This is a genomic window from Pseudomonas sp. B21-036, assembly GCF_024748925.1.
Lineage (GTDB): Bacteria > Pseudomonadota > Gammaproteobacteria > Pseudomonadales > Pseudomonadaceae > Aquipseudomonas > Aquipseudomonas palmensis.
Genome location: NZ_CP087178.1, coordinates 3,313,342 through 3,338,121, shown reverse-complemented (window position 1 = coordinate 3,338,121; position 24,780 = coordinate 3,313,342). Strand labels below are relative to the sequence as shown.

The 24,780-nt window shown below is 63.9% G+C and carries 19 protein-coding genes; 11 read left to right on the top strand and 8 right to left on the bottom strand.

The window, feature by feature from the left end; all coding sequences use genetic code 11:
* Window positions 1-19: 19 nt before the first annotated feature.
* The 3 genes from LOY33_RS15015 to LOY33_RS15005 form a co-directional block, all read right to left on the bottom strand.
* Window positions 20-1,087: a phosphotransferase family protein gene (locus LOY33_RS15015; RefSeq protein ID WP_054915451.1), complete on the bottom strand. Its 1,068-nt coding sequence runs from the start codon at window positions 1,085-1,087 to the stop codon at window positions 20-22.
* Window positions 1,088-1,265: 178 nt separating this feature from the next.
* Window positions 1,266-1,583, bottom strand: a complete 318-nt coding sequence (locus tag LOY33_RS15010; RefSeq protein WP_043859921.1) for an SCP2 sterol-binding domain-containing protein — start codon at window positions 1,581-1,583, stop codon at window positions 1,266-1,268.
* Window positions 1,584-1,638: 55 nt separating this feature from the next.
* Complete coding sequence (locus LOY33_RS15005; protein WP_043859920.1) at window positions 1,639-2,349, bottom strand: histidine phosphatase family protein; 711 nt, start codon at window positions 2,347-2,349, stop codon at window positions 1,639-1,641.
* 197 nt (window positions 2,350-2,546) lie between these two features.
* Here LOY33_RS15005 and sohB point away from each other — a divergent pair, with 197 nt between their 5' ends.
* The 3 genes from sohB to LOY33_RS14990 all read left to right on the top strand — a co-directional run bounded on the left by sohB (window position 2,547) and on the right by LOY33_RS14990 (window position 9,877).
* Window positions 2,547-3,563, top strand: coding sequence for a protease SohB (gene sohB / locus LOY33_RS15000; RefSeq protein WP_054915449.1), 1,017 nt, complete (start codon window positions 2,547-2,549; stop codon window positions 3,561-3,563).
* Between the two features lie 69 nt (window positions 3,564-3,632).
* Entirely contained in the window at window positions 3,633-8,555 is a 4,923-nt protein-coding gene (locus LOY33_RS14995) for an NEL-type E3 ubiquitin ligase domain-containing protein (RefSeq protein ID WP_258659247.1), read from the top strand.
* A 102-nt stretch (window positions 8,556-8,657) separates the two neighbouring features.
* Window positions 8,658-9,877 (top strand): IS3 family transposase gene (locus LOY33_RS14990; RefSeq protein WP_152644058.1). Its coding sequence is split into 2 segments (ribosomal slippage): window positions 8,658-9,006 and window positions 9,006-9,877, totalling 1,221 coding nucleotides; the frame shifts between segments, so codons are not numbered across the junction.
* Between the two features lie 57 nt (window positions 9,878-9,934).
* On the opposite strand, the gene LOY33_RS14985 is transcribed toward LOY33_RS14990, so the two are convergent.
* Window positions 9,935-10,429: a DUF934 domain-containing protein gene (locus LOY33_RS14985; protein ID WP_043859917.1), complete on the bottom strand. Its 495-nt coding sequence runs from the start codon at window positions 10,427-10,429 to the stop codon at window positions 9,935-9,937.
* The gene (locus LOY33_RS14980; RefSeq protein ID WP_043859916.1) at window positions 10,413-12,071 is read right to left on the bottom strand and encodes a nitrite/sulfite reductase; all 1,659 of its coding nucleotides are present in this window, start codon (window positions 12,069-12,071) and stop codon (window positions 10,413-10,415) included. Before LOY33_RS14980 ends, LOY33_RS14985 begins: the two co-directional genes overlap by 17 nt.
* 228 nt (window positions 12,072-12,299) lie before the next feature.
* Here LOY33_RS14980 and LOY33_RS14975 point away from each other — a divergent pair, with 228 nt between their 5' ends.
* Entirely contained in the window at window positions 12,300-13,382 is a 1,083-nt protein-coding gene (locus tag LOY33_RS14975; protein WP_058541135.1) for an ABC transporter substrate-binding protein, read from the top strand.
* A 272-nt stretch (window positions 13,383-13,654) separates the two neighbouring features.
* Here LOY33_RS14975 and LOY33_RS14970 read toward each other — a convergent pair whose 3' ends face one another.
* Entirely contained in the window at window positions 13,655-13,867 is a 213-nt protein-coding gene (locus LOY33_RS14970; protein ID WP_054915446.1) for a hypothetical protein, read from the bottom strand.
* Between the two features lie 10 nt (window positions 13,868-13,877).
* Window positions 13,878-15,305 carry a cytochrome-c oxidase, cbb3-type subunit I gene (ccoN, locus tag LOY33_RS14965; protein ID WP_043863022.1) on the bottom strand — a complete coding sequence of 476 codons (1,428 nt, stop codon included), beginning with the start codon at window positions 15,303-15,305 and terminating at the stop codon, window positions 13,878-13,880.
* A 451-nt stretch (window positions 15,306-15,756) separates the two neighbouring features.
* Here ccoN and LOY33_RS14960 point away from each other — a divergent pair, with 451 nt between their 5' ends.
* The 7 genes from LOY33_RS14960 (at window position 15,757) to LOY33_RS14930 (ending at window position 23,834) form a co-directional block, all read left to right on the top strand.
* Entirely contained in the window at window positions 15,757-17,373 is a 1,617-nt protein-coding gene (locus tag LOY33_RS14960; protein ID WP_210014632.1) for a phosphopantetheine-binding protein, read from the top strand.
* Entirely contained in the window at window positions 17,360-18,937 is a 1,578-nt protein-coding gene (locus LOY33_RS14955; RefSeq protein WP_052504287.1) for a class I adenylate-forming enzyme family protein, read from the top strand. Before LOY33_RS14960 ends, LOY33_RS14955 begins: the two co-directional genes overlap by 14 nt.
* Before the next feature lie 58 nt (window positions 18,938-18,995).
* Window positions 18,996-19,922 (top strand): alpha/beta fold hydrolase, encoded by a 927-nt coding sequence (locus tag LOY33_RS14950; RefSeq protein ID WP_043863019.1) that lies wholly within the window; start codon window positions 18,996-18,998, stop codon window positions 19,920-19,922.
* 12 nt (window positions 19,923-19,934) lie between these two features.
* Window positions 19,935-20,621: a ribulose-phosphate 3-epimerase gene (gene rpe / locus LOY33_RS14945; protein WP_258659231.1), complete on the top strand. Its 687-nt coding sequence runs from the start codon at window positions 19,935-19,937 to the stop codon at window positions 20,619-20,621.
* Between the two features lie 27 nt (window positions 20,622-20,648).
* Entirely contained in the window at window positions 20,649-21,734 is a 1,086-nt protein-coding gene (hemE, locus tag LOY33_RS14940; protein ID WP_054915444.1) for a uroporphyrinogen decarboxylase, read from the top strand.
* Window positions 21,727-22,155 carry a MarR family winged helix-turn-helix transcriptional regulator gene (locus tag LOY33_RS14935; RefSeq protein WP_043863016.1) on the top strand — a complete coding sequence of 143 codons (429 nt, stop codon included), beginning with the start codon at window positions 21,727-21,729 and terminating at the stop codon, window positions 22,153-22,155. The genes hemE and LOY33_RS14935 overlap by 8 nt, the downstream gene beginning before the upstream one ends.
* Before the next feature lie 179 nt (window positions 22,156-22,334).
* Entirely contained in the window at window positions 22,335-23,834 is a 1,500-nt protein-coding gene (locus LOY33_RS14930) for an aldehyde dehydrogenase family protein (protein WP_258659228.1), read from the top strand.
* A gap of 23 nt (window positions 23,835-23,857) precedes the next feature.
* Here LOY33_RS14930 and feaR read toward each other — a convergent pair whose 3' ends face one another.
* Entirely contained in the window at window positions 23,858-24,766 is a 909-nt protein-coding gene (gene feaR, locus LOY33_RS14925; protein ID WP_043863014.1) for a transcriptional regulator FeaR, read from the bottom strand.
* Window positions 24,767-24,780: the final 14 nt, after the last annotated feature.

Here is a 24,780-nt window from a genome sequence, read left to right as displayed (position 1 = left end):
TCCTTGTAGTTGTAGGGCGTCAGAGCGTGGATTTGCCGATGACCTGCAGGCTCATGTGCTCCAGCAGCTTGTTCATGTGCACGAACTGGGCGAAGCGCTTGTCCTGGGTCTGGCCATGGAAGAAGCGGTAGTAGATCTGCTGCACGATGCCGGCCAGGCGGAACAGGCCGTAGGTGTAGTAGAAGTCGAAGTTGTCGATCTGCAGCCCGGCACGTTCGGCGTAGTAGTCGACGAACTGGCGCCGGGTGAGCATGCCCGGTGCGTTGCTCGGCTGGCGACGCATCAGCTGCACGGGCGCAGGGTCGCCGGCTTCGATCCAGTAGGCCAGGGTATTGCCCAGGTCCATCAGCGGGTCGCCGAGGGTGGTCATTTCCCAGTCCAGCACGCCGATGATGCGCATGGGGTTGTCGGCGTCGAGGATCACGTTGTCGAAGCGGTAGTCGTTGTGCACGATGGCGGGGCGTGGGTGGTCGGCCGGCATCTTCTCGCGCAGCCAGGCGATCACCGCTTCCCAGCGCGGCGCATCCGGGGTCAGGGCCTTTTCATAACGTGCGCTCCAGCCTTCGATCTGGCGCTGCACATAGCCTTCGGGCTTGCCCAGGTCGGCCAGGCCGCAGGCGGTGTAGTCCACCTGGTGCAGCTCGACCAGGCGGTCGATGAAGCTCTTGCACAGGGCTTCGGTGCGCTGGCTGTCCAGGCCCAGTTCGGGGGGCAGGTCCGAGCGCAGGATGATGCCCTTGACCCGGTCCATCACGTAGAACTCGCCGCCGATCAGCGATTCGTCGGTGCAGTGCACGTAGGCCTTGGGGCAATAGGGGAAGCCGCTGTTGAGCTGGTTGAGGATGCGAAACTCGCGGCCCATGTCGTGGGCCGATTTGGCCTTTTGCCCGAACGGCGGGCGGCGCAGCACGAACTCGCGGTCCGGGTAGCTGAGCAGGTAGGTGAGGTTGGACGCGCCACCGGGGAACTGGCTGATCACCGGCGTGCCGCTCAGGCCTGGAATGCTGGCCTTGAGATAAGGGTCGATGAGGGCGGCATCGAGTTCTTCGCCGGGGCGAACCTGGGTCGACTGGTCGGTGAGCGTCATGCTTTTCCCTTATTCTGAAAGTCGCTGATTATTGTTTAATCTAATTCTCGTGGATAAACCGAACAAGTGTTTGACTGTGTTATAGGCCAGCGTGTTGCACCACGATCACCACCCCTGATGCCGGGCGAAAAAAAACCGAAGCACAAGGCTTCGGTTCTGGTCGGCATCAGCGCAAGGCTCAGGCCGGGAACAGCTCGCTGAGTTTCATCGACAGCATCATGTCGCCTTCGACGCGCAGCTTGCCGCCCATGAAGGCCTGCATGCCGTCGGTTTCGCCGCTGACGATGCCCTTGAGGGTTTCGCTGTCCAGCACCAGGGTGCAGTTGGCGTCAGGGTTTTCGCCTTCCTGCAGGTCGCAGGTACCGTCCTTGACGATCAGCGAGAAGTGCTTGTCTTCGTCGGTGATGTTGAAGCCGAACACCAGGTCCAGGCCGGCAGCGGCGGCAGGGTTGAACTTCTCTTGCATGGCTTGAACGGCTTTAGCTACGTCGGTCATGGTGTATTCCTTATTAAGTGATGTAAGCGACCCTGGGGCCGCAACAGGCCGGTGCTCATCGGTAGGTGATGAGCGCCGGCACCCTCAGCAACTGCACGTGGGCCTGGTTGTTGAAGGAAGCCAGCGCCACCTCGCGGCCACGAAACTTCAGCTGGCTGAGCGAGGTGTTGACGATCTGCCAGTTCAGCGCGAACGCCTGGCTGGGGGTAATGCCGGTGATCAGGTGGAGCAGGGCGGTGATGGTGCCGCCGGAGGTGAAGATGGCAATGTTGTCGCCTTGCCCGGCCTCGCGCAGCAGGCGTTGCAGGCCGTCGTGCACCTGCTCGACGAAGCCCTGCCAGCTTTGCAGGCCGTCGACATCGTGCTCGCCGCCGTGCCAGCGCTGCACCAGCAGGGCGAACAGGCGCTGGAACTCGCTGCGGTTGTCGCGGGCATTGCGCAGGATGTGCAGCGCCTCGGGCTCGTCCGGCAGCAGGCCGGGCAGCAGCGCGCGGATGACGGCGTCGGCGTCGAACTCGTTGAAGGCAGGGTCGGTTTCCAGGCTGGGTACCGCGCTGCCGGCAGCCTGCAGGCGGGCCAGGGCCAGGCGGGCGGTGTGCTGCTGGCGGCGCAGGTCGCCGGCCACGCAGCGATCCAGGCGCAGGCCCAGCTGGGCGAGGTGATCGCCCAGTGCTTCGCTCTGGGCAATGCCGGTCGGCGACAACACGTCGTAGTCGTCGGCACCAAAGGAGGCCTGGCCATGTCGAATGAGGTAGATGCTGCCCACGTCGTATGCCTGGAGTGAAGGTTCTGGCGAGGGTAGGTGGCCGATGGCGGCCTGTCAACGAAAAAACATACAAGCGTTTGAAAAGGTCGTTTGAACTGCGTTTCGGGGCGTTGCCCACGCTGGTGGAGGCGTGGCCGCGCCGGTATGCTTGGGCCACGTTTGGCGCCGTACGGGCGCAGACATGTTAAGGAGCTACTGTGGATTTTCTTGCTGAATACGCCAGCTTTCTGGCCAAGACCGCGACCCTGGTGATCGCGCTCCTGGTGGTGTTGTCGGCCATTGCCGGGTTGCGCGGCAAGGGCCGGCGCAAGGCCGGGGGGCAGTTGCATGTGACTCGCCTCAACGATTTCTACAAGGACCTGCGCGAGCGCCTGGAGTCGGGTCTGCTCGACAAGGCCCAGCTCAAGGCCCTGCGCAAGCAGCAGGCCAAGCGCGACAAGCAGCAGAAGAAAAAGCCCGAGGACAAGCCGCGGGTATTCGTGCTGGATTTCGACGGCGACATCAAGGCCTCGGCCACCGAGAGCCTGCGCAATGAAATCACCGCGCTGCTGACCCTCGCCACGCCCAAGGACGAAGTGGTACTGCGCCTTGAAAGCGGTGGCGGCATGGTGCACAGCTATGGCCTGGCCTCCTCGCAGCTGGCGCGTATCCGCCAGGCCGGCGTGCCGCTGACGGTGTGCATCGACAAGGTGGCGGCCAGCGGCGGCTACATGATGGCCTGCATCGGTGACAGGATCGTCAGTGCGCCCTTCGCCATTCTGGGCTCCATCGGGGTGGTGGCGCAGTTGCCCAACGTCAACCGCCTGCTGAAAAAGCACGATGTAGACTTCGAGGTGTTCACGGCGGGTGAGTACAAGCGCACCGTGACCGTGTTTGGCGAAAACACCGAGAAGGGCCGCGAGAAGTTCCAGGAAGACCTGGACGTGACCCATCAGCTGTTCAAGGATTTCGTCTCGCGTTACCGCCCGCAGTTGCACATCGATGAGGTGGCCACCGGCGAGGTCTGGCTGGGTGTGGCGGCATTGAACAAGCAACTGGTGGACGAGCTGCGCACCAGTGACGAATACCTGAGCGAACGCGCTCGCGATTCGAACCTGTATCACCTGCATTTTGCCGAACGCAAGAGCCTGCAGGAGCGCGTTGGCCTGGCTGCCAGCGCCTCCATCGAGAACACCCTGGTGGGCTTGTGGAGCCGCCTGGGCCGCTGGCGCTGAGCAATATGTAGCACTTCACCTGCGTCATGATGGGGTCTGCTTGGGGTTCAATCTACCCCGAGGACCATCATGACCACTCCCACCGATTCCACCGACACCTATGTCACCCCGGGGCCGCACGGCCCCTTCATCCATCAGCGCATGCCTGACTGGCTCAAGCACTCCACCCCTGCAAGTTTCGCGGCCCTGAGCCGGCCCTGGGGCGCCGAACAGCACCAGGGCGCAGGGGATGCGCCGGCGCCCTGGTTCAGCAATGCCCGCGAGGACCAGCGCCAGGCACTGCTCGCCTGCCAGCAGCGCGCCCGCGCCTGCGCCGACGCGTTGGCGCGTACCCTGCGCCCCCTCAAAGGCATCGTCGAGTTCGCCGAACCGCTGCTCAAGGCCAGGCTCAAGCGCGACTTGCAGCGCGACGACGACGTCAACACCCACGAATTCGTGCACGTTACCCACGACACCGAACTGCTGGGTGCGCTGGTGCGCGTGGTGCCCAGGCGCCAGAGCCTGCTGCAGGCGGCGCTGCAGAACTTTGCCCGGGATGCCGAATTCGACGCCGGTACGGCCCTGGCGGCCAAGGGCGCATTTTCCATGACGCTGGTACCTGGCAGCGAGCACGCGCCGCGCTATCGCTACGTTTACAGCAGCAAGCTGGCGGTGGCCCCGCGCGACTTTGCCCGTGTGTGCCATGAGCTGGACCTGGGCAAGCAGTACCAGGACCACCTGGCTGCGGTGTACGAGGCGCCGGCCACCCATGATCGGGTTCGCCGGCAGTCCATCGAGGCCTACAAGGCGCGCCTGCGCGTGCGCACCTGGATTGCGGCGATGAAGGGCGAGATTGGCGAGGCTGCCCGCAGCGCCTTGCTCGGTTGGCTCGATGGCACCGGTGCCGCCCAGTACAACGGCAAGCCGCTGGTGTTCAGCACCCTGGAAATGTTCGGCATTGGCTTGTCCGGTATCTGGGTGGCCAGTGCCGACCGCCTGCTCAGCGAGCAGACCGAGCCTGTGCTGGTGTATGTGCCTGGCGCGCCCCTGTACCCGCTCAAGGAATACCCGAGCATCGAGGCGTTCAAGCGCGACCTGCGCATCAACCTGATTTCGCCCGCCTATCAGCAGGCCATGCGCGGGTGTGTGGCCCGGGCCGATGAAGAGCGCTTCTTCGGGCTGCTGGAAAGCAATCTGTTTCACCTGGTCGATGGCCAGCACGGGCTGCTGGAGCGCCAGCCCAACCTGGAGGCGGACCTGTACCTGCGTGAACACCGGGTGGAAGAAGACCTGTTCGAGTTGCAGCATCGACGCCTGATCGAGAAGGCCAAGGCTGATGCGCGGCACCTGGCCGTGCCCAGTGCCGACGCGGACGAAGCGGCCCGCGAGGCGCGCCTGGCGTACTGGGAAAGCATCGGTCTGAACGTGCTCAACAGCGCCGCCTTCTTCGTACCCGGGCTGGGGGAGGTGATGGCGGTTGTGGCGGCCGGCCAGTTGATCGGGGAGGTGGTCGAGGGCATCGAGGACTGGGAGGTGGGTGATCGCGAGCTGGCCATGGCGCACCTGCAGTCGGTGGCACTGAACATTGCATTCGCCGTGGGCCTGGGGCTTGCCCTCAAGCCGTTGGCCGTCGGGCCGGGCAGCGAGTTGCTGGAAGGCACAGTCCAGATCAGGCTGGCCAACGGGCAGTACCGGCTGTGGAAGCCGCAGCTGGAGCCCTATGCCGCGGATGTCGATCTGTCGGGGGTCGTGCCGGACCTTCAGGGGCGCTACAGCGTGGGCGACAAGACCTACATTCGTGTGCAGGGCCGCGCCTACGAGGTGGTCGGCACCAAAGCGGGCCAGTACCAGGTCCGCCATCCTCGCGATGACGCCTACCAGCCGCCGGTGGTGCACAACGGCGCCGGGGCCTGGCGCCTCGAGGCCGAAGACCCGCAGCAGTGGGAAGGCCTGACGTTGTGGCGGCGCCTGGGCCATCTGGTGGACGGCATGGGTGACGAGGACCTGCTGAACATGGCCGCCATCACCGGCATCGACGAGGCACGCCTGCGCCGCCTGCACAGCAACAACGAGCCTTTGCCGGCATTGCTCGGCGACAGCCTGGTGCGCTGGCAGATGAGCCGCAGGGTAACGGATGTGATTGCGGCCATGCGCGACGGGCAACCACTGGCCACCGAGCTCGATGCCTTGCCCCTGGCCTTGCTAACACGCATGCCGGGTTGGCCGGCCGGCGTGCTGGTACGGGTGATGGAGGACGGGCAGCTGGTCAAGGAGTACGGTACGCCGCTGAGCGCCGACAACCGGACCCTGTCGATCACGCGCCAGGAACTGGTCGACGGTCGCTTCCTGACAACGCTGCTGCAGGGCTTGACCGAACAGGAAGAGAAGGCCCTGTTCGGCCCCTACCTGGCCAGGACCGAGGCTGGTCGCCTGACGCAATTGCGTGAAGCCTATGCCCGTTACGCCAGCGTCAACCGCAGCCAGGTGTTCGACAGCCTCTACCGCGCCGACCCGGTGCAGGAGGTGGCGGGCATGGCGGTGGTACGCAAGCAGTTTGCCGGGCTGGCGTGGCGGCAGGCCAGAGAGCTGGTCGAGAGTGCCAGCGTCAGCGAGCGAGCGCAGCTCACCGCCAACCCGCCGCGGGTGCCGTTGCGCCTGGCCGAACAGGCCCGCTGGCTGGCGGAGCAGGCGCGCGTGGTGCGTGCCCGTGAGGGCCTCTACCTGGGCTACACCGATCGCCTGGACTGCCTGAAGGTTGCCATGGACCAGTTGCAGGCCTTGCCGGGTTGGTCTGGCGATGTGCTGTTGCAGGTACGTGAGGGCAGCCCGTGGGGCGATGAGCTCAAGGCGGTCGGGCGCAGCACGGCCACCGGCACCAAGCGTATTCTCGCGCGGCTGGACGAAGGCTATCAGGCTTATGACAGCGAGCATAACGCGCTGGGCGGGGTGGAGCCGTTGTGCGCCGCCATGCTGCATGCGCTGCCCGACAGCGAGCGCGTGCTGCTGGGCCTGAACATCAACCAGGCCGACGCGTTGCGCCTGATGTTGGCCGAGAATGCCGCCAAGGATACGGCTGCGGTGTGTAGCAGCATCGGCGTGCGTCCGCGCACGCGCTGGTTCAAGCCGCCAATGCGCATGCTCGATGGCCAGATCGGTTATCCGCTCAGTGGCCGGCGCCCGTTCGGCAGGCCGCAGACGCCGATGCAGAGGGTCCGGGCGCTGTACCCCGACCTGGCGGTGGACGAGGTGCAGGCCTTTTTGCAGGAGCTAGGCGAGGGGCTCAGTGAGGAGGAGCTGCTGGTCAAGCTTGAGGGGCGTCGCCAGGAACTGTTCAAGCTGATCGATGAGCTGACCGCCTGGCGCAACGATCAGTCCGTGAGTTTCGCCACCCGTGGCCACCGGGAGGTGGCGGCCGATCGCATCGAGCGTTGCTGGCGGCGCCAGACCAGCCCGGTGGTAACCTTTGAAGGGCGAACCGTCGGCTACACCCTCAACCTGTCGGAGACGCGCCTTGACGGTCTGCCGATTCTGAGTGCCGATTTCAGCCATGTGGCGTCGCTGTTCATGCGCGACATGCAGTTGAGTGAGTTGCCCGAGGCCTTTATCGAGCAGTTTGCCAATACGCGCTGGCTCAACCTTTCCAACAACCTGTTCAGCACCCTGCCTGCCGCGCTGGAAGCCATACCGCGCATCACCCGGCTGACGTTCAGCTACAACAGCCTGGTCATGGATGCTGCTGCCAATGCGGTGCTGGCCAAACTGGTTCGTCTGAGAATCCTCAACCTGGACCACAACCCGTTGATAACCGCGCCCGATGTTTCGACCCTGGTCGACCTGCGCGGGCTCAGGCTGCAGCACACGGGCATCAGTACCTGGCCGACCGGCCTGATGGACCTTGACATGCTCGAAGAGGTCGACCTGCGCGCCAACAACATTCAGGTGGTGCCGCAGGACGTGCTGGCGCCCTCAGCCGAGCGTGTCGATCGGGTGTTGAGGATCAATCGGGTCACCAGCCTGCACGGCAACCCGATCGATGCCGACAGCCAGGTCAGGCTGACGGTCTATCGTCAGCGCACGCGTATCAGCTTTGGCGTGACGCCGAACCTGCGCGTCCATTTTGCGCCCGAGCCGATGGCTGCCGGTGCCACGGCCTGGCTTGCCGGTGCAGATGCGGTGCAGGCGGCCGAACTGCAGGCGATGTGGGATGCGCTCAAGGCCGAACCGGGCACCGGCGAACTGTTCCGGCTGTTCGATGACCTGGGGGAGACGTCCGATTTTCGCGAGACCTACGACGACCTCAAGCAGCGGGTGTGGACGCTGATCAAGGCAGTGAGCGCCAACACGGCGCTGCGCGAGGAGGTACTGCAGACCCTGGACAGCGTGCGCAACTGTGGCGATGCGGTGATCCTGGTGTTCAGCCAGCTTGAGGTGCAGGTGCTGATCAACCAGGCCCTGGCGCTGGGTAGCCAGCTGGGTGCCGAGTGGTCACTGATGAAGCTGGCGCGTGGGCTGTATCGTCTGGAGCAGGTCGAGCTGATTGCCCAACGGGTCATCGATGCACGTGTGCGTGCTGGCACGGTGGTGGACGAGGTCGAAGTGCGGCTGGCTTACCGTACCGCGTTGACCGAGCCGCTCGAACTGCCGGGGCAGCCCAACACCATGCGCTACCGAGCCACTGCCCAGGTCACCGATGCCGATATCAAGGCTGCGCAGAAGGAGATCGAAGAGGGCGAGACGCCGGCAGTGCTCAAGGCTTCGATTGCCCAGCGCGACTTCTGGGTCAGCTACCTGAAGGTGCAGTATGCCGAGCGCTACCAGCGCATCGCCAAGCCGCTGCATGCCCGCATGGAGGCCTTGCAGGCAGATGCCGATGCCGGGCACATCACCGAAGCGGCGTACCTGCGCCAGAGCCACGTACTGCAAGCCAACCTGGCCAAGGAGGAGAAAAAGTTGCTGGAGACGCTGACGGCAGAAATCTGGAACAGCGTGCCTGACCAGGTCACCCGGTTGTAAATTCGACGCCACAAAAAAAGGCCCCGCAAGGGGCCTTTTTCATGGGGCTGTCCCGTCCTGAATAAGGTTTACACCTCCCATCCCGAATTTCCGGAGAGTCAGATGGAGCAAGGTGTAAAGCGCACACAGCGTGATTACTCACTGTCTTTTAAATTGGCGGTGGTTGATCAGATTGAAAAAGGCGAACTGACCTACAAGCAGGCCCAGGTGCGGTATGGCATCCAGGGACGGTCGACGGTTCTGGTATGGTTGCGTAAGCACGGTCGGCAGGATTGGAGCCAGGGGGCCTCGATCCGCGACGAGAGGAGCTGCGCGATGTCTGACCCCAAAACGCTCACTCCAGAGCAGCGGATCAAAGAGCTTGAGCAGCAGCTTGAGCTGATGAGCCAGAAGGCCCAGTTCTTTGAAACGGTCGTTGATGTTCTGAAAAATGACTATGGTGTCTCGGTCGTAAAAAAGCGATCCGGCAAGTCCTCTCGCAAGGTCAAGTCGCAGGACTGAGCATTGCCAGGGCTTGTCAGTTTCTAGGCATCAGTCGACAGGCTTACTACAAGCGCAACCGAGCTGCTGATGGCAAAGAGCGCCAGGCAGATCGGGTGGTTCAGTTTGTTCAGCAAGTCCGGCTGCGCCAGCCCCGTCTGGGTACCCGTAAGCTGCACTATTTGCTGCATTGCCAACCTGACAAACGATTCCAGGTCGGCCGAGATAGACTGTTTCAGGTCTTGGGAGAGCGCCGTTTGCTGGTACTGCCCAAGCGGGCATACCACAAGACAACACAGAGCTTTCATCGCTTCTACCGCCATCCCAACTTAATCAAGCCCGGTCCAAGCCAAGTCGTTCCGACAAGGCCGGAGCACGTCTGGGTTGCCGACATTACTTATCTGCCCGCACGCAACGGCCCGCTGTACCTGAGCCTGGTAACGGACGCGTACTCCAGGAAAATTGTTGGTCACCACGTCCATGAAAGCCTGCATGCCGAGTCAGTAGCGCAAGCCTTCAAGCAGGCCTTACGAAAGCGACGTCGTCGCCAGCCATTAGTCCACCATTCGGATCGAGGCATCCAATATTGCTCGGCGCTATACCAGTCACTGCACCAACGGCACGGCGTTCAGTGCTCCATGACTGATGGGTATGACTGCTACCAGAACGCGCTGGCTGAGCGAATCAACGGAATCCTCAAGATGGAGCTGCTGTTGAGTAGCCCTGAAGATCTGGAGCAAGCGAGGCAGATGGTTGATGAGGCAGTACAGATCTACAACACAGAACGGCCCCATATGGCCCTGAAAAACAAAACGCCCGATGCGGTGCATCGGGCGTTTTGAGGCCTATCGGCCTACCTGAACAGGTGTAAACCTATTTCAGGACTAGACAGGCGGTGTTCAGCGTCGACGGAACAGCGGCTGCGGCTCGTCGGTGGCGGCCTGGTAGGTCACCGAGAAGTCCTGCAGGCTCTGCAGCGCTTCGACCGGGTCCTTGTCGGCCCGCAGGGCGAAGGCGTCGAAACCGCACCGCTTCATGTAGAACAGCTGGTCGCGCAGCACGTCGCCGATTGCACGCAGCTCGCCGGTGAACTTGTAGCGGTCACGCAGCAGGCGCGCATTGGAGTAGTTGCGCCCGTCGGTGAAGGCCGGGAAGTTCAACGCGATGACCTGGAAGCTGGCCACGTCATCGCCGATTTCCTCGGCTTCCTCGTCGGCATCCAGCCACACGCCCAGGCCGCCGTCGCGGGCCTTGAGGGCATGGGCGTGCTCGCGCCACAGGTGCAGCGGCACGATATAGTCGTCGCAGTTGGTCAGTTCGTCCAGGGTGACGTCCTTGGGCAGCAGGTGCCAGGTTTCGTCGACGATCTGGTTGCCCTTAATGATTCGCTGCATAGACGCGCTCCTTGAAAGGGTCGATGCCAATACGTTGGTAGGTGTCGATGAAGCGCTCGTCTTCAGTACGTTTCTCGACGTACACATCGATCAGCTTCTCGATCACGTCCGGCATGTCGTCCTGGGCGAACGAGGGGCCGAGGATCTTGCCCAGGCTGGCGTCGCGGCTGGCGCTGCCACCCAGGGACACCTGGTAGAACTCCTCGCCCTTCTTGTCCACCCCGAGAATGCCGATATGGCCGACGTGGTGGTGGCCGCAGGCGTTCATGCAGCCGGAGATGTTCAGGTCCAGTTCGCCGATGTCGAACAGGTAGTCCAGGTCGTCGAAGCGGCGCTGGATGGATTCGGCGATCGGGATCGACTTGGCGTTGGCCAGCGAGCAGAAGTCGCCGCCCGGGCAGCAGATGATGTCGGTCAGCAGGCCGATGTTCGGCGTGGCGAAGCCGTTTTCACGCAGCTCCAGCCACAGCGCGTGCAGCTGGCGCTGCTCGACGTCGGCCAGGATGATGTTCTGCTCGTGGGAGGTGCGCAACTGGCCGAAGCTGTAGCGTTCGGCAAGGTCGGCCACCGCGTCCAGCTGCTTGTCGGTCAGGTCGCCCGGCGCCACGCCGGTCGGCTTGAGCGACAGGGTAACGGCCACATAGCCCGGCTTCTTGTGCGCCAGGGTATTGCGCGTGCGCCAGCGGGCGAAGCCGGGGTGCTGCTGGTCGAGCTCGGCCAGCTGGCTGTCGAGGTTGTCCAGCGCCAGGTAGTCGGGGTCGACGAAGTGCTTGGCCACGCGATGCACTTCGGCATCGGTCAGGGTGGTGCTGCCGCCGCGCAGGTGCTCCATTTCGGCGTCGACCTTCTGGGCGAACACCTCCGGCGTGAGGGCCTTGACCAGGATCTTGATGCGCGCCTTGTACTTGTTGTCACGGCGACCGTAACGGTTGTACACGCGCAGGATCGCGTCCAGGTAGCTGAGCAGGTCCTGCCAGGGCAGAAATTCGTTGATGAAGGCGCCCACCACCGGGGTACGGCCCAGGCCGCCGCCGACCAGCACGCGAAAGCCCAGTTCGCCGGCCGCGTTGTGCACCGGCTCCAGGCCGATGTCGTGCACTTCGATGGCCGCACGGTCGCTGGCCGAGCCATTGATGGCGATCTTGAACTTGCGCGGCAGGTACGCGAACTCGGGGTGGAAGGTGGTCCACTGACGCACGATTTCACACCATGGGCGCGGGTCGATCACTTCGTCGGCGGCAACGCCGGCGAACTGGTCGGTGGTGACGTTGCGCAGGCAGTTGCCGCTGGTCTGGATCGCGTGCATCTGCACCGTGGCCAGCTCGGCGAGGATCTCGGGGATGTCCTCCAGGGCAGGCCAGTTGTACTGCACGTTCTGCCGGGTACTGATGTGCGCGTAGCCCTTGTCGTAGTCGCGAGCGATTTTGGCCAGCATCCGGGTCTGGCGCGACGTCAGCTGGCCGTAGGGCACGGCTACCCGCAACATCGGGGCAAAACGTTGAATATAGAGGCCATTTTGCAGGCGCAGGGGGCGGAACTCTTCTTCGCTCAGCTCACCGGCCAGGTAGCGTCGGGTCTGGTCTCGGAACTGCTTGACGCGGTCCTCGATGATCCGCTGATCGTACTCGTCGTATACGTACATAGGGGTCCTGTTCTCAGGCTGCTTGCAGCTAATCGCGCGCACGGCCGCGCACTCCGGGGCGGAGCCGAGGCAAGATAGCAGTTTGCGTTTATGCGCAAAAGTGATGTTTTTGCATATGAAAAGAACTATATGGACTAAGTGAGACTGGCTAGCGTTTGGCTGTCACCTGAGCGTTGCCCGTGCCGTCGCGGTTATACTCGGCGCTTTGCGTTGCAGGAGCGTACTCGAATGCTCAAGGCCTTGTGCCTGTCGGTGTGGCTGGGCCTGTCGCTGGTGAGTGGCGCCCAGGCGGCCTCGGTGGTGTTTCTCAATCCGGGCAATGCCGACGAGACCTTCTGGGTCAGTTACTCGCGTTTCATGCAAGGCGCCGCGCAGAACCTGGGCATGTCCCTGCGTGTCGAGTACAGCGGGCGTGATCGCCAGCGTGTGTTGCATCAGGCGCGACAGGCACTTCAGGGGCCGCAGCGGCCGGACTACCTGGTGCTGGTCAACGAGCAGTACGTGGCGCCGGAGATCATCCGCCTGTCGCGCGGCAGCGGGGTCAGGCTGTTTCTGGTCAACAACGGCCTGACGGTCGACCAGGCGCGGCAGGTGCACGAGTATCCGGACCGTTATCCGCCGGTCCTCGGCACCCTGACCGGCAACGACGAGGAGGCCGGCTACCGCATGCTCAAGACGCTGGTCGAGCAGTTGCCGCCCGCTGCCCTAGAGCAGGGCGTGGACCTGCTGGCGTTCTCGGGGTTGAAGCACACCCCGGCGGCGCAGTTGCGTGAGCAGGGCATGCACCGGGCGTTGGCCGAGTTGCCCGGCGTGCACCTGCGCCAGCTGGTGTATGGGGAATGGAGTCGCCAGCGCGCCTATGAGCAGGCGCAGTTGCTGGGTGCGCGTTATCCGCGTACGCAGCTGGTGTGGTCGGCCAATGACGAGATGGCGTTCGGCGCGATGCAGGCATTCGAGGAGGCCGGGCGGGTGCCGGGCCGGGATGTGCTGTTCAGTGCGGTGAACAGTTCGCCGCAGGCCCTGCAGGCGCGAATCGAGGGTCGATTGAGCGTGTTGATGGGCGGGCACTTTTCTCTGGGCGGGTGGGCCATGGTGCTGCTGCACGATGATGCGCAGGGCGTGCCGATCGGTCAGTTGCTCGCCCGGCCGCGGCCGGTGCCGGTGCTTCAGCTGATCGATGCGGTCAAGGCGCGGCGCTGGCTCACGCTTGAACAGCAGGGCGACTATGGGCTGGATTTCAAGGGGTTCAGCGCCGTTGGCAAGGCGCCAGGGTATCGATACCCGTTCCTGAAGGACGCGATGGACTACTAACCGACGAGCTGTACAAAAACCCTGCTTGAGCAAAGGGCATTGCTGGACTTAACTGCATCAGGTGCAGTGCATTCCCATAACCACAACAAGAGGCAATGCAATGGGAAATCCAAGCAAGGCAAGCAAGCCGGACAGCAGTGTCGATGCGTGGGCGATACTCTGCCTGATTGTGCTGGTGGTCGTGACGGCGGTTTACTGGGTCAGTCACCAATAGGCCAAGCCGCAAGAGCGAATCAACCCGCTCTTGCGGACATGCCGGTGCAGCACCAACCTCAAGCCTTCAGCAAGGCCTCCGGTGCCTCGGCAGGCACCGGTCGCCCGATGGCCTGCTCGACCCGGCGCGCCACTACCGGGTCATCGGCAAAGGGTATGAGGCTTGCCTGGTCATCCACCTGGTCGCTATGGCGCCTCAGGCAGGCGCTGGTGATCAGGTAGAAGAACACCAGTCCGGTCACGCAATACAACCCATATGCCCAGCCGTTCATTCGCTGCCCCTTACGCCATCTGCGCGTTGTCCAGTGCCAGTTTCGGGTCTGCCACGCGTACCGTGCGCCAGGTGTTCCAGGCCATCAGCAGCATCCCGCTCAGGAAGCACACGCCACCGACGAAGCGCACGATGAAGCCCGGGTGGCTGGCCACCAGTGCCTCCACGAACGAGTAGGTGAGGGTGCCGTCGTCGTTGATGGCGCGCCACATCAGGCCCTGGGTGATGCCGTTGACCCACATCGAGGCGATGTACAGCACGGTACCGATGGTGGCCAGCCAGAAGTGCAGGTTGATCAGCCCGATGCTGTACATCTTCTCGCGGCCGAACACCTTGGGAATCATGTGGTACAGCGCGCCGAAGGTGATCATCGCCACCCAGCCCAGAGCGCCGGCGTGTACGTGGCCGATGGTCCAGTCGGTGTAGTGCGACAGGGCGTTGACGGTCTTGATCGCCATCATCGGCCCTTCGAAGGTCGACATGCCGTAGAACGCCAGCGACAGCACCAGGAAACGCAGGATCGGGTCGCTGCGCAGCTTATGCCAGGCGCCCGAGAGGGTCATCATGCCGTTGATCATGCCGCCCCAGCTCGGGGCCAGCAGGATGATCGACATCGCCATGCCCAGCGACTGCGCCCAGTCGGGCAGGGCGGTGTAGTGCAGGTGGTGCGGGCCTGCCCAGATGTACAGGGTGATCAGCGCCCAGAAGTGCACGATCGACAGGCGGTAGGAATACACCGGCTTGCCGACCTGCTTGGGCACGAAGTAGTACATCATCCCCAGGAAGCCGGTGGTCAGGAAGAAGCCCACCGCGTTGTGGCCGTACCACCACTGCACCATCGCATCGGTGGCCCCCGCGTACACCGGGTAGGACTTGAACCAGCTGACCGGAATCGACAGGTGGTTGACCACGTGCAGCATCGCGATGACCACGATGAAGGCCCCGAAGAACCAGTTGCCGACATAGATGTGCGTGCCCTTGCGGCGCAGCAGGGTGCCGAAGAACACCACGCCATAGGCCACCCACACGATCGCCATCCACACCGCGCCGGTGAATTCGATCTCGGCGTATTCCTTGGTGGTGGTAAGGCCCAGGGGCAGGCTCAGCAGCATGATCACGATGGTCGCCTGCCAGCCCCAGAAGGTGAAGGCGGTCAGCCAGTCGCTGTAAAGGCGTACCTGGCAGGTGCGCTGCACCGCGTAGTAGCTGGCGGCAAATTGCGCGCTGCCGGCGAAACCGAAGATCACCAGGCTGGTGTGCAGGGGGCGCAGGCGGCCGAAGGTGGTCCAGGGCAGGTCCAGGTTGAGCTCCGGCCAGACCAGTTGCGAGGCGATCCATACGCCCATGGCCATGCCGACGATGCCCCACACCACCGTCATGACCACGAACTGCCGGACCACCTTGTAGTTGTAGGCCTGTGCCTGTTGATGAGTACTCATGGCTGTTTATCCGCGTTTCCTTCCTAGCCCACCCCCCGACGGGACGAGCACAGGCGCTGACTCTAGAAAGCCTGCCGCAGACAAAACAGACTCAGAAACAGGCCTTATATACGGATCAGATAAAAGCCCTGTATTCATTGGGCAAAAGCGCTACTGATCTGTAACAGGTGCGACATTTGAACGCTGTTATGCGGCCTAAATCGCAGTCAACGGGGTGACCATCGGCCGCAGCCAGGGTTCATTGGAATTATCTTGACATCACCGCGAAACGCAGTAGAGAATTTCACAAACTTTGCGCGCAAAGTTTTGCAGGCAGGGGCTTTCTGTCGTTGTTGCAGGCGTTGCGCGATCCGATACGACACTTAACGCGCCAGGGCTAACGGGACGACGCAGGTGCGCATCCCGCGCACGCATTCGGCACCGGAAAATATAATAACGAAGGGAGCAACAGATGAAGCTTTCCAAAGAATTGGTCCTCCAGGCAAAGGCGACATTCGGTACGCCTACCTACCTGTATGACGAGGCGGTGCTGCGCAGCAGTTTCAATGAACTGCGCGACGCCTTGCCCGACTGCGTGGATATCTTCTACGCGCTCAAGGTCAATCCGAATCTGTCGCTGGTGAAGCTGATCCGTTCGTACGGCGGCAACACCGAGGTCTGTTCGCTGGGCGAGCTGGAAATCGCCCTGAAGGCGGGCGTTGCACCCCAGGACATCATTTTCCTGGGCCCCTACAAGAAGCCCGAGGAACACCGCCGGGCGCTGGAAGTGGGGGTGTTCGCCATCGTCGTCGAATCCGAAACCGAACTGCGCGCGCTCTCTGCCCTGGCCGGCTCGCTGGGCTGTACCGCACCGGTGGCCATTCGCATCAATCCCAATTTCTCGGCCTCGGGCTCGCCCTGGAAGATGGGCGGGCGCCCGACCCATTTCGGTATCGAGGAAGACACCGCAGTGGCCAATTTCGGCCAGTACCTGGCGCTGCCCAACCTGCATATCAAGGGCATTCACGTCTACAACGGCACCAAGATCCTCGACGCCCAGTCGGTGTATGACAATGCCAGCTACATCCTCGACCTGTACCGCAACCTCACCCTTCGCTACGACCTGGACCTGAGCATGGTCGACGTCGGCGGCGGCCTGGGCATCAAGTACTACGAGAACGAAAAGGAACTCGACACCCGTCAGCTCAAGCAGCTGCTGGCGCCGCTGTTCGACAGTTTCCATCGTCAGTTCCCGCGTACCCGCATCATCGTCGAGTCCGGCCGTTTCGTGGCCGGCAAATGCGGCGCGCTGCTGGTCACCGTCGACAACATCAAGCACAACCACGGCAAGACCTTCGCCGTGACCGACGGCGGCACCAACTGCCACGGTGCCGCGGCAGGCAGCGGCCAGGTGCTCAAGCGCAACTTCCGCATCGTGCACGCCACCGGCAGCAATGGCGCACCGCTGCGCGAATACCATATCTCCGGCCCGCTGTGCAGCCCCGACGACCTGCTGGGGCGTGACGTGCGCATCGAGACCCTGAGCGAAGGCGACCTGCTGGCGGTGACGGCCTCCGGTGCCTATGGCCCCACGGCCTCGCCCACCCTGTTCCACAGCCATGGTCACCCGGCCGAGGTGATCGTCAGCCACGGCCGGCTGTTCCTGGCCAGGGCCCGTCAGACCGCACTGGAGATCCGCGACAGCCACGCCGACGTGGCGCTGGACGACATGCTCGCCGCCCCGGCCAGCGCACCTGTCGCCAGCAGCGCACCGGGCGTGACGGCCAGCGGCGCCACGCAGGCGCAACTGATCGAGATCCTGCGGGTGGTGCTCAAGCTGCCAGCCAGTACCGAGGTACGCGCCGACTCGCACCTGCGTGACCACCTGGGGCTCGACTCGCTCACCTCGATGGAGCTGCTGGTCAGCCTGGAGGACGAGATCGAAGGCTTCTTCGTCAACCCCGACACCATTGCCCCCGGGCACTTCAATACCGTGACGACGCTGGCGCAGTACATCGACGCCAACCGCCAGAACGCCCCCGAAACCGCCTCGCAAGGCCAGCCAGAGGTACAGTATGAGCCGGTCTAGCGTGCTCCTGCAGCAGGTACTGGAGGCCAGCAACGGCCTGTACCCGCGCAAGGCGGCAGTCATCTATGCCGATGAAACCTACACCTATGCCGACCTCGACGATTCCAGTTCGCGGCTGGCCTCGGGCTTGCAGGCCTGTGGCCTGCAGCGTCAGGAACGGGTGGTGCTGTGCCTGGGCAACCGGGTAGAAACCATCTGTGCCTTCTGGGGTGTGCTCAAGGCCGGTGGCGTGGTGGTCAATGTCGGCCTGGAGACCCACGCCGAGGGCCTTGACTACATCGTGCGGGACGCCGAGGCCTCGGTGCTGATCACCACCTCGGAGAAGTTCGCCAGCCTGTCGGTGGACACCCCGAGCCTGCCGTACCTGCGCACCATCGTGCTGCTGGACGGCGAGGCCGACTCGGCGCTGACACGCACCTTCGAGGGTGTGCTGATGCAGGGCAACGGAGCTCCGGTGCCTTGCGGCACGCTGGACCTGGACCTGGCCGCGATCATCTATACCTCCGGGTCCACCGGCGAGCCCAAGGGCGTGATGCTGACCCATCGCAACATGCTCGCGGCGCTGTCGTCGCTGCACACCTACCTGGGCTACAACGACAGCGACCACGTGCTCTGCTCATTGCCGCTGTCGTTCGACTATGGCCTGTACCAGATGATCATGGCGCTGAGCGCGGGCGCCACCCTGGTACTGGAAAAGGAATTCACCTGGCCGATCTTCCTGATCAAGAAGATCCGCCAGTACCAGATCACGGTCATCCCGTTCGTGCCCACCATGCTCATGCTGCTGCATGAGTACGCGAGCAAGCGCAACGCCAGTTTCGAGCACGTGCGCATGGTCACCAATACCGGCGCGGCGCTCAAGCCGCCGCACATTGCGCAGATGAAGGCGCTGTTTCCGCAGGCGCAGATCTTCTCCATGTACGGCCTGACCGAGTGCAAGCGCTGCACCTACCTGCCGCCAGAGGACATCGACAGCAAGCCGGGCAGCGTCGGCATCGCCATTCCCAACACCGAGTTGTGGCTGATCGACGAGCACGGCCAGCGCATCGACCAGGCCCACCAGGTGGGCCAGTTGGTGATTCGCGGCGCCACGGTCATGGCCGGCTACTGGCGCAACCCGCAGGCCACGGCGAAAAAGCTCAAGCCCGGCCCCTATCCCGGGGAGAGCGTGCTGCATACCGGCGACTACTGCCACCTGGACGAAGACGGCTACCTGTATTTCGAAGGCCGGATGGACCACGTGATCAAGTCCCGCGGCATGAAGGTCAGCCCGGCGGAAGTGGAAGACTTCTTCTACGCCATGGCAGGCATCGACGCGGCAGCGGTGGTCGGTGTCGAGGATGCTGCGGCCGGCGAAGGGCTGTGGGCTTTCGTGACCTTGAGCCAGGGCGTCACGCTCAGCGCCGAGCAGTTGCTCGAACGCTGCCGCGCCGGGCTCGAGCCGCACAAGGTGCCACTGGCAATCAGTATCGAGCTCACCTTGCCGCGCACCGCCAACGGCAAGTTCGACCTCAAGCAGTTGCAACACACGGCACGCTCGGCACAGCTGGCGGCCGCCGGCTGACAGGCGCTGCGGGTGTTGCCCGTTACCTCGAAACAGTGCTTACGCAGGGAGTATCTACATGCGTCTTGGCAATAAAGGCAGGGACCAGACCCTGGACGTCAACGGGCAGACGTTTGCCCTGCGGGTCTGGGGCGAGGAGGGGGCTCATCCGGTATTGGCCGTGCATGGCTGGCTGGACAACGCCGCCTCGTTCGAACAGGTGGCGCCGTACCTGAAGGATTGCTTCGTGGTGGCGCCGGACCTCGCCGGGCACGGACGCTCGGACCATCGGCGTGCCGACAGTGGCTACTATCTGTGGGAACATGCCGACGACATGAATACCCTGGTCGAGTGCATGGGCTGGAAGCGCTTTTCGGTGATCGGCCATTCCATGGGCAGCGGTATCGCGTCGATCCTGGGGGCGATGAACAAGTCCATCGACAGCATGATCTTCCTCGATGGCATGGGCGCTCCGTTCACCATCGCCGAAGAAGACACCGTGGAGCACCTGAAGAAGGCCCATCGCCTGATGCGCCTGGCCCTGCGCACCCGCCTGCATGGGTTCTCGGCCCCCGACAGCGTGCAGTTCAGCAGCGTCGAGGCGGCGGTCAACGAGCGGCGCAACAGTATCGACGGCCTGCTCTCGCCGGCCTCGGCACGCCTGCTGGCCATGCGCGACCTGCTCAGCGTGGGGGATGGCTACCGCTGGCGTCACGACCCGCGGCTGGTGCTGCCCGAACCGATGCAGCTGACCGAGCGTCAGGCCTGCGACTTCCTGCGCCAGATCAGTTGCCCGCTGCATGTGATGCTCGGGCGCCAGGGCCTGTTTGCCGGCCCGGAATTCGACAAGCGCAAAAAAGCGTTGCCCTGGGCCAGCCGTGTGCACTGGCATGATGGCGGGCACCATTTTCATCTCGAAGCGGCAAGTGACAGCCTGATCGCACAGATCAACACCGCCCTTGCGCAAAACGAGCAGGGCCCGGTGCGACGAATAGCCAATGAGTAACGGAGTAGGCGTGTGAAAGAGTTCTGGATTGCCCCGTCGATGCTGGCGGCCGATTTTGCCCGGTTGGGCGAGGAAGCCGAGCGGGTTCTGGCTGCCGGTGCCGACGTCATCCACATCGACGTGATGGACAACCACTACGTACCCAACCTGACCATGGGGCCGCAGTTCTGCAAGGCCCTGCGCAGCTACGGCATCACCGCGCCGCTGGATGTGCACCTGATGGTCACCCCCGTGGACCCGATGATCCAGGCATTTGCCGAGGCGGGTGCCGACTACATCTCGATTCACCCCGAGGCCACCGTTCACCTGGACCGCTCCCTGCAACTGATCAAGGATCTGGGGTGCAAGGCGGGCCTGGCCTTCAATCCGGCCACAGGGCTGGAGGAATGCAAGTATGTGTTCGACAAGCTCGACCTGTTGTTGCTGATGTCGGTCAACCCCGGCTTCGGCGGGCAGTCGTTCATCCCGGCGGTCTTGCCCAAGATCGAAGCAGCGCGCAAGCTGATCGAGGCCAGTGGCCGTGACATCCGCCTGGAAGTGGATGGCGGGGTCAACCTTCACACCATCGGCCAGGTCGCTGCGGCCGGTGCCGACATGTTCGTGGCCGGTACGGCGATCTTTTCCCAGCCCGATTACCGCGCCACGCTCCACGCCTTGCGCAGCACGATTGCCGATGCCGCCCCGCGGCGCCAGTCATGAGCTGTGCAGTGAATTTCGCGAACCAGCATGAGTTACCCGTCCTTGCACAATAATACGTTTATCAAGGCCTTGCTGCGCCAACCCACGGCGCATACGCCTGTCTGGCTGATGCGCCAGGCCGGCCGCTACCTGCCCGAGCATCGTGCCCTGCGTGCCAGGGCCGGCTCGTACCTGGACCTGGTGAAGAACCCGGACCTGGCCACCGAGGCCAGCCTGCAACCGCTGCGCCGTTTCAGCCTGGACGCCGCCGTGGTGTTCGCCGACATGCTCAGCCTGCCCGACGCCATGGGGCTGGGCCTGTACTGCGTGAACGGCGATGGCCCGCGCTTTCGTCACCCCTTGCGTGACGAGGCGGCCATCGAGCGCCTGCGCGTGCCCGAACCCGAGGCGCTGGAGCACACCTACCAGACCCTCGCCCAGGTGCGTCACGAGCTGGAGGGCAAGGTGCCGGTGGTGGGCTTTGCCGCAAGCCCCTGGACCCTGGCCTGCTACATGGTCGAGGGTGGCCCGCCGGGCGACTGCCAGTTGATCAAGAAGATGCTCTACCGTCGCCCGGAACTGCTGCACCGGTTGCTCAAGGTGCTCGGTCACGCGGTGGCTGCCGACCTCAATGCACAGATCGAGTCCGGCGCCCAGGCGGTGATGCTGGTGGACAGCTTCGGCGGTGTGCTGGCCGACGCTGCCTATCGGCGTTTCTCCCTGTATTACCTGCGTGAAGTGCTGGCGCGCCTGCACAAGACCCAGCATGGCGTGCGCATTCCCTCCATCGTGCATACCCGTGGTGGCGCCCAGTGGCTCAGCCCGCTGGCCGACAGCGGCGCCGATGCGCTGGGCCTGGACTGGACGTGTGACCTGGCGCTGGCACGCCAGCTGGTGGGCAACTGCGTGGCGCTGCAGGGCAACCTCGACCCGGCCGTGCTGCTGGCAGACGAGGCGAGCATTCGCCGCGAGGTGCGACGCACCCTGCAGACGTTCGGACCACCGGCGGCCGGTTTCGGCCATGTGTTCAACCTGGGGCAGGGCATTTCGCCGGCCACTTCGCCAGAGGCGGTTGCAGTACTGGTCGACGCGGTGCATCACTACAGCCGCGTCGCGGGAGGTGTGCATGCTTGACCCGACGTTCGACTTCGACAAGATGCTGTGTTTCTCGCTGTATTCGACAGCCAACGCCATGGTTCGGGACTATGCCGAACCGCTCAAGCGCCGTGGCGTCACCTACCCGCAACTGCTGGTGATGGCCGGGTTGTGGGGCAAGGATGATGTGTCGATCAGCGCCTTGAGCGAGCTCACCCTGTTCGACCTGGGCACGTTGACGCCAATCGTCAAGCGCCTGGCGGATGCGGGGTTCATCACCGTGTACCTGGACCCCAGCGACCGACGCCGACGCAACCTGCTGCTGACCGACAAGGGCCGTGAGCTCAAGGCCGAGGCGGCGCAGGTGTTCAGCAACATGGCGTGCAAGATCGACCTGGGCGAGGGCGAGGTGGAGCAGGTGCTCAACGTGTGCCACCGGATCCGTACCCGCCTGCGCTGACCCGCACCCATTCGCCAGCAAGGCCTGCTCCTGTGGGAGCCAGCCTTGCTGGCGAACAGCCACACCACCCACCACATTGGCACACCCGCCAACCTCCCTGGCAGCCAGCGAAACACCCCACCTTCAGCAGCGCCATACACTCTCCTGGGATGTTCCCAACCATAACAAAAGGAGTGTTCATGACTGCCGGCACCGTACCCCTGCTAGCCAGTGTCCAGCGTTTTCTCGGACGCCAACACGGCCTGTACATCAATGGCGGCTGGCGGCCGTCCACCTCCAGCCAGACCCTTACCGTCTTCAACCCGGCCAACGGCCAACCCATTGCCGTGACCCCCGATGCCAGCGCCGAGGATGTCGACCAGGCCGTGCAATCGGCGCATCGGGCATTCGTCAGTGGCGTGTGGGCGCGCCGCGCCCCGGCCGAGCGCGAGCGTATCCTGCTGCGCTACGCCGATTTGCTCGAACAGCACGGTGAAGAGCTGGCCCAGCTCGAAACCCTGGAACAAGGCAAGTCGATCAACATCGCCCGCGCCTTCGAAGTCGGCAGTACCCTGAACTGGATGCGCTACACCGCCGGCCTCACCACCAAGATCTGCGGGCGCACCCTGGATGTGTCGATTCCGGTGCCCGAAGGTGCCCGCTACACCGCCTATACGCGCAAGGAGCCGGTCGGCGTGGTGGCTGGCATCGTGCCGTGGAACTTCCCGCTGATGATCGGCATGTGGAAGGTGATGCCCGCCCTGGCGGCCGGCTGCTCGATCGTCATCAAGCCCTCCGAGATCACCCCGTTGACCTTGATGCGCATGGCCGAGTTGGCCACCGAGGCCGGCATTCCGGACGGCGTGTTCAACCTGATCACCGGCAGCGGCAGCGTATGCGGCAGCGCCCTCACCAGCCACCCGCGGGTGGCGAAGATCAGCTTTACCGGCTCTACCGCCACCGGCAAGCACATTGCCCGTTCGGCGGTCGATCGCCTGACGCGCCTGTCACTGGAGCTGGGTGGCAAGAACCCGGCCATCGTGCTGGCCGACGCCGATCCGCAGCAGGTGATCGAAGGCCTGATGATGGGCAGCTTCCTCAACCAGGGGCAGGTGTGCGCTGCCAGTTCGCGTATCTATGTCGAGGCGCCGCTGTTCGACCGCCTGGCAGCGGACTTCGAGCAGGCGATCAAGGGGCTGAGCGTAGGCCCGGGCCTGGACCCCAGCGCGCAGATCAACGCCCTGGCTTCCGGCGCGCACCAGCAGTCGGTGCAGGCCTATCTGGCCGATGCCCGCGAGCAGGGCGCGCAGATCATCAGCGGTGCCAGCGCGCCGGATGCCAATGGCTACTACGTCAGCCCGTCATTGATCCTCAACCCCGACGACAACCTGCGCCTGACCCGCAGCGAAGTGTTCGGCCCGGTGCTGAGCCTGACCCGCGTGGCCGATGTGGAAGAAGCGCTGGCCCGCGCCAACGACAGCGACTATGGCCTGACCGCCAGCCTGTGGACCACCAGCCTCAAGTCGGCCATGGACCTCACCCCGCGCATCGAGGCCGGCACCGTGTGGGTCAACAGCCACACCCTGATCGATGCCAACATGCCGTTTGGCGGCTTCAAGCAATCCGGTACCGGGCGTGATTTCGGCATCGACTGGCTGGACGCCTTCACCGAGACCAAGTCGGTGTGCATCCGCCACTGAGGCGGCTGGCAGGCCGCAGGCGCTCAGCTGTAGCGCTTGCGGTACTCGCCGGGCGACACGCCAAAGCGCTGCTTGAACGCGGTGGTGAAGTAGCTGCTGTTGGAGAAGCCCCAGGTGTACCCCAGCGCCGACAGCTTGAGGGTCGACTGCGGGTTGCGCAGGGTTTCGGCGCAGATGTCCAGGCGCCGGTTCTTGATGTACTGCGCGATCACCAGGCCCTTCTTGGCGAACACCCGGTACAGCCCGCGCATCGACACGCCGATGTCGCGCGCGATCATCTCCGGGCACAGCGCCTCGTCGGCAATGTGCGTCTCGATCAGCGCCAGGCTTTTGCGAAAAATGCGTTCATGCGGGTCGGGGTTGCTGTCGCTGCCGCACAGTGCCGGGCGCATCAGGCTGATCAGCGCATCGATCACCGCTTCGCTTTCGGCCAGGCTCACCTCGTCCAGCTGGGTCGAGGACAACAGCATCTGCTGGGCGAGCAGGGCGACCGGCGAGCCGGCCGGGATCTTGCGCCCGATCTCCACCGGGGTGAAGCGCAGCAGCTGGTCGACCCGGTCGTGGGGCAGTATCAGCGAGATCTGCTGGGAGGCATCGCCAAAGGTGAAGTCGCTGGGGCGTGCACTGTCGATCAGCAGGATGTCCCCCGGCATCAGCACTTCGCGGGCGTCGTCCTGGGCCATGTTGGCCATGCCCTTGAGCTGGAACACCGCAAAGTACTTGTGTTCGCTGCTGCGCTGCACCTCGCGCGGCGTGCGCAGCAGCCGCGCGTGAGAGCTGCTCACGTGACTGAAGCGCAGGGCGCCCAGCTGGCGGGGGCGAATCTCACCGCTGAACGCATCCCCCAGCGCGGCACCGTCGAACTCGCCGCAGGCATGGTTGATGTCGGCCAGCCATTGCTGGAAGTGCTGCTGGGCAGTAGCGGTATTCATGGGTCACACCTCAC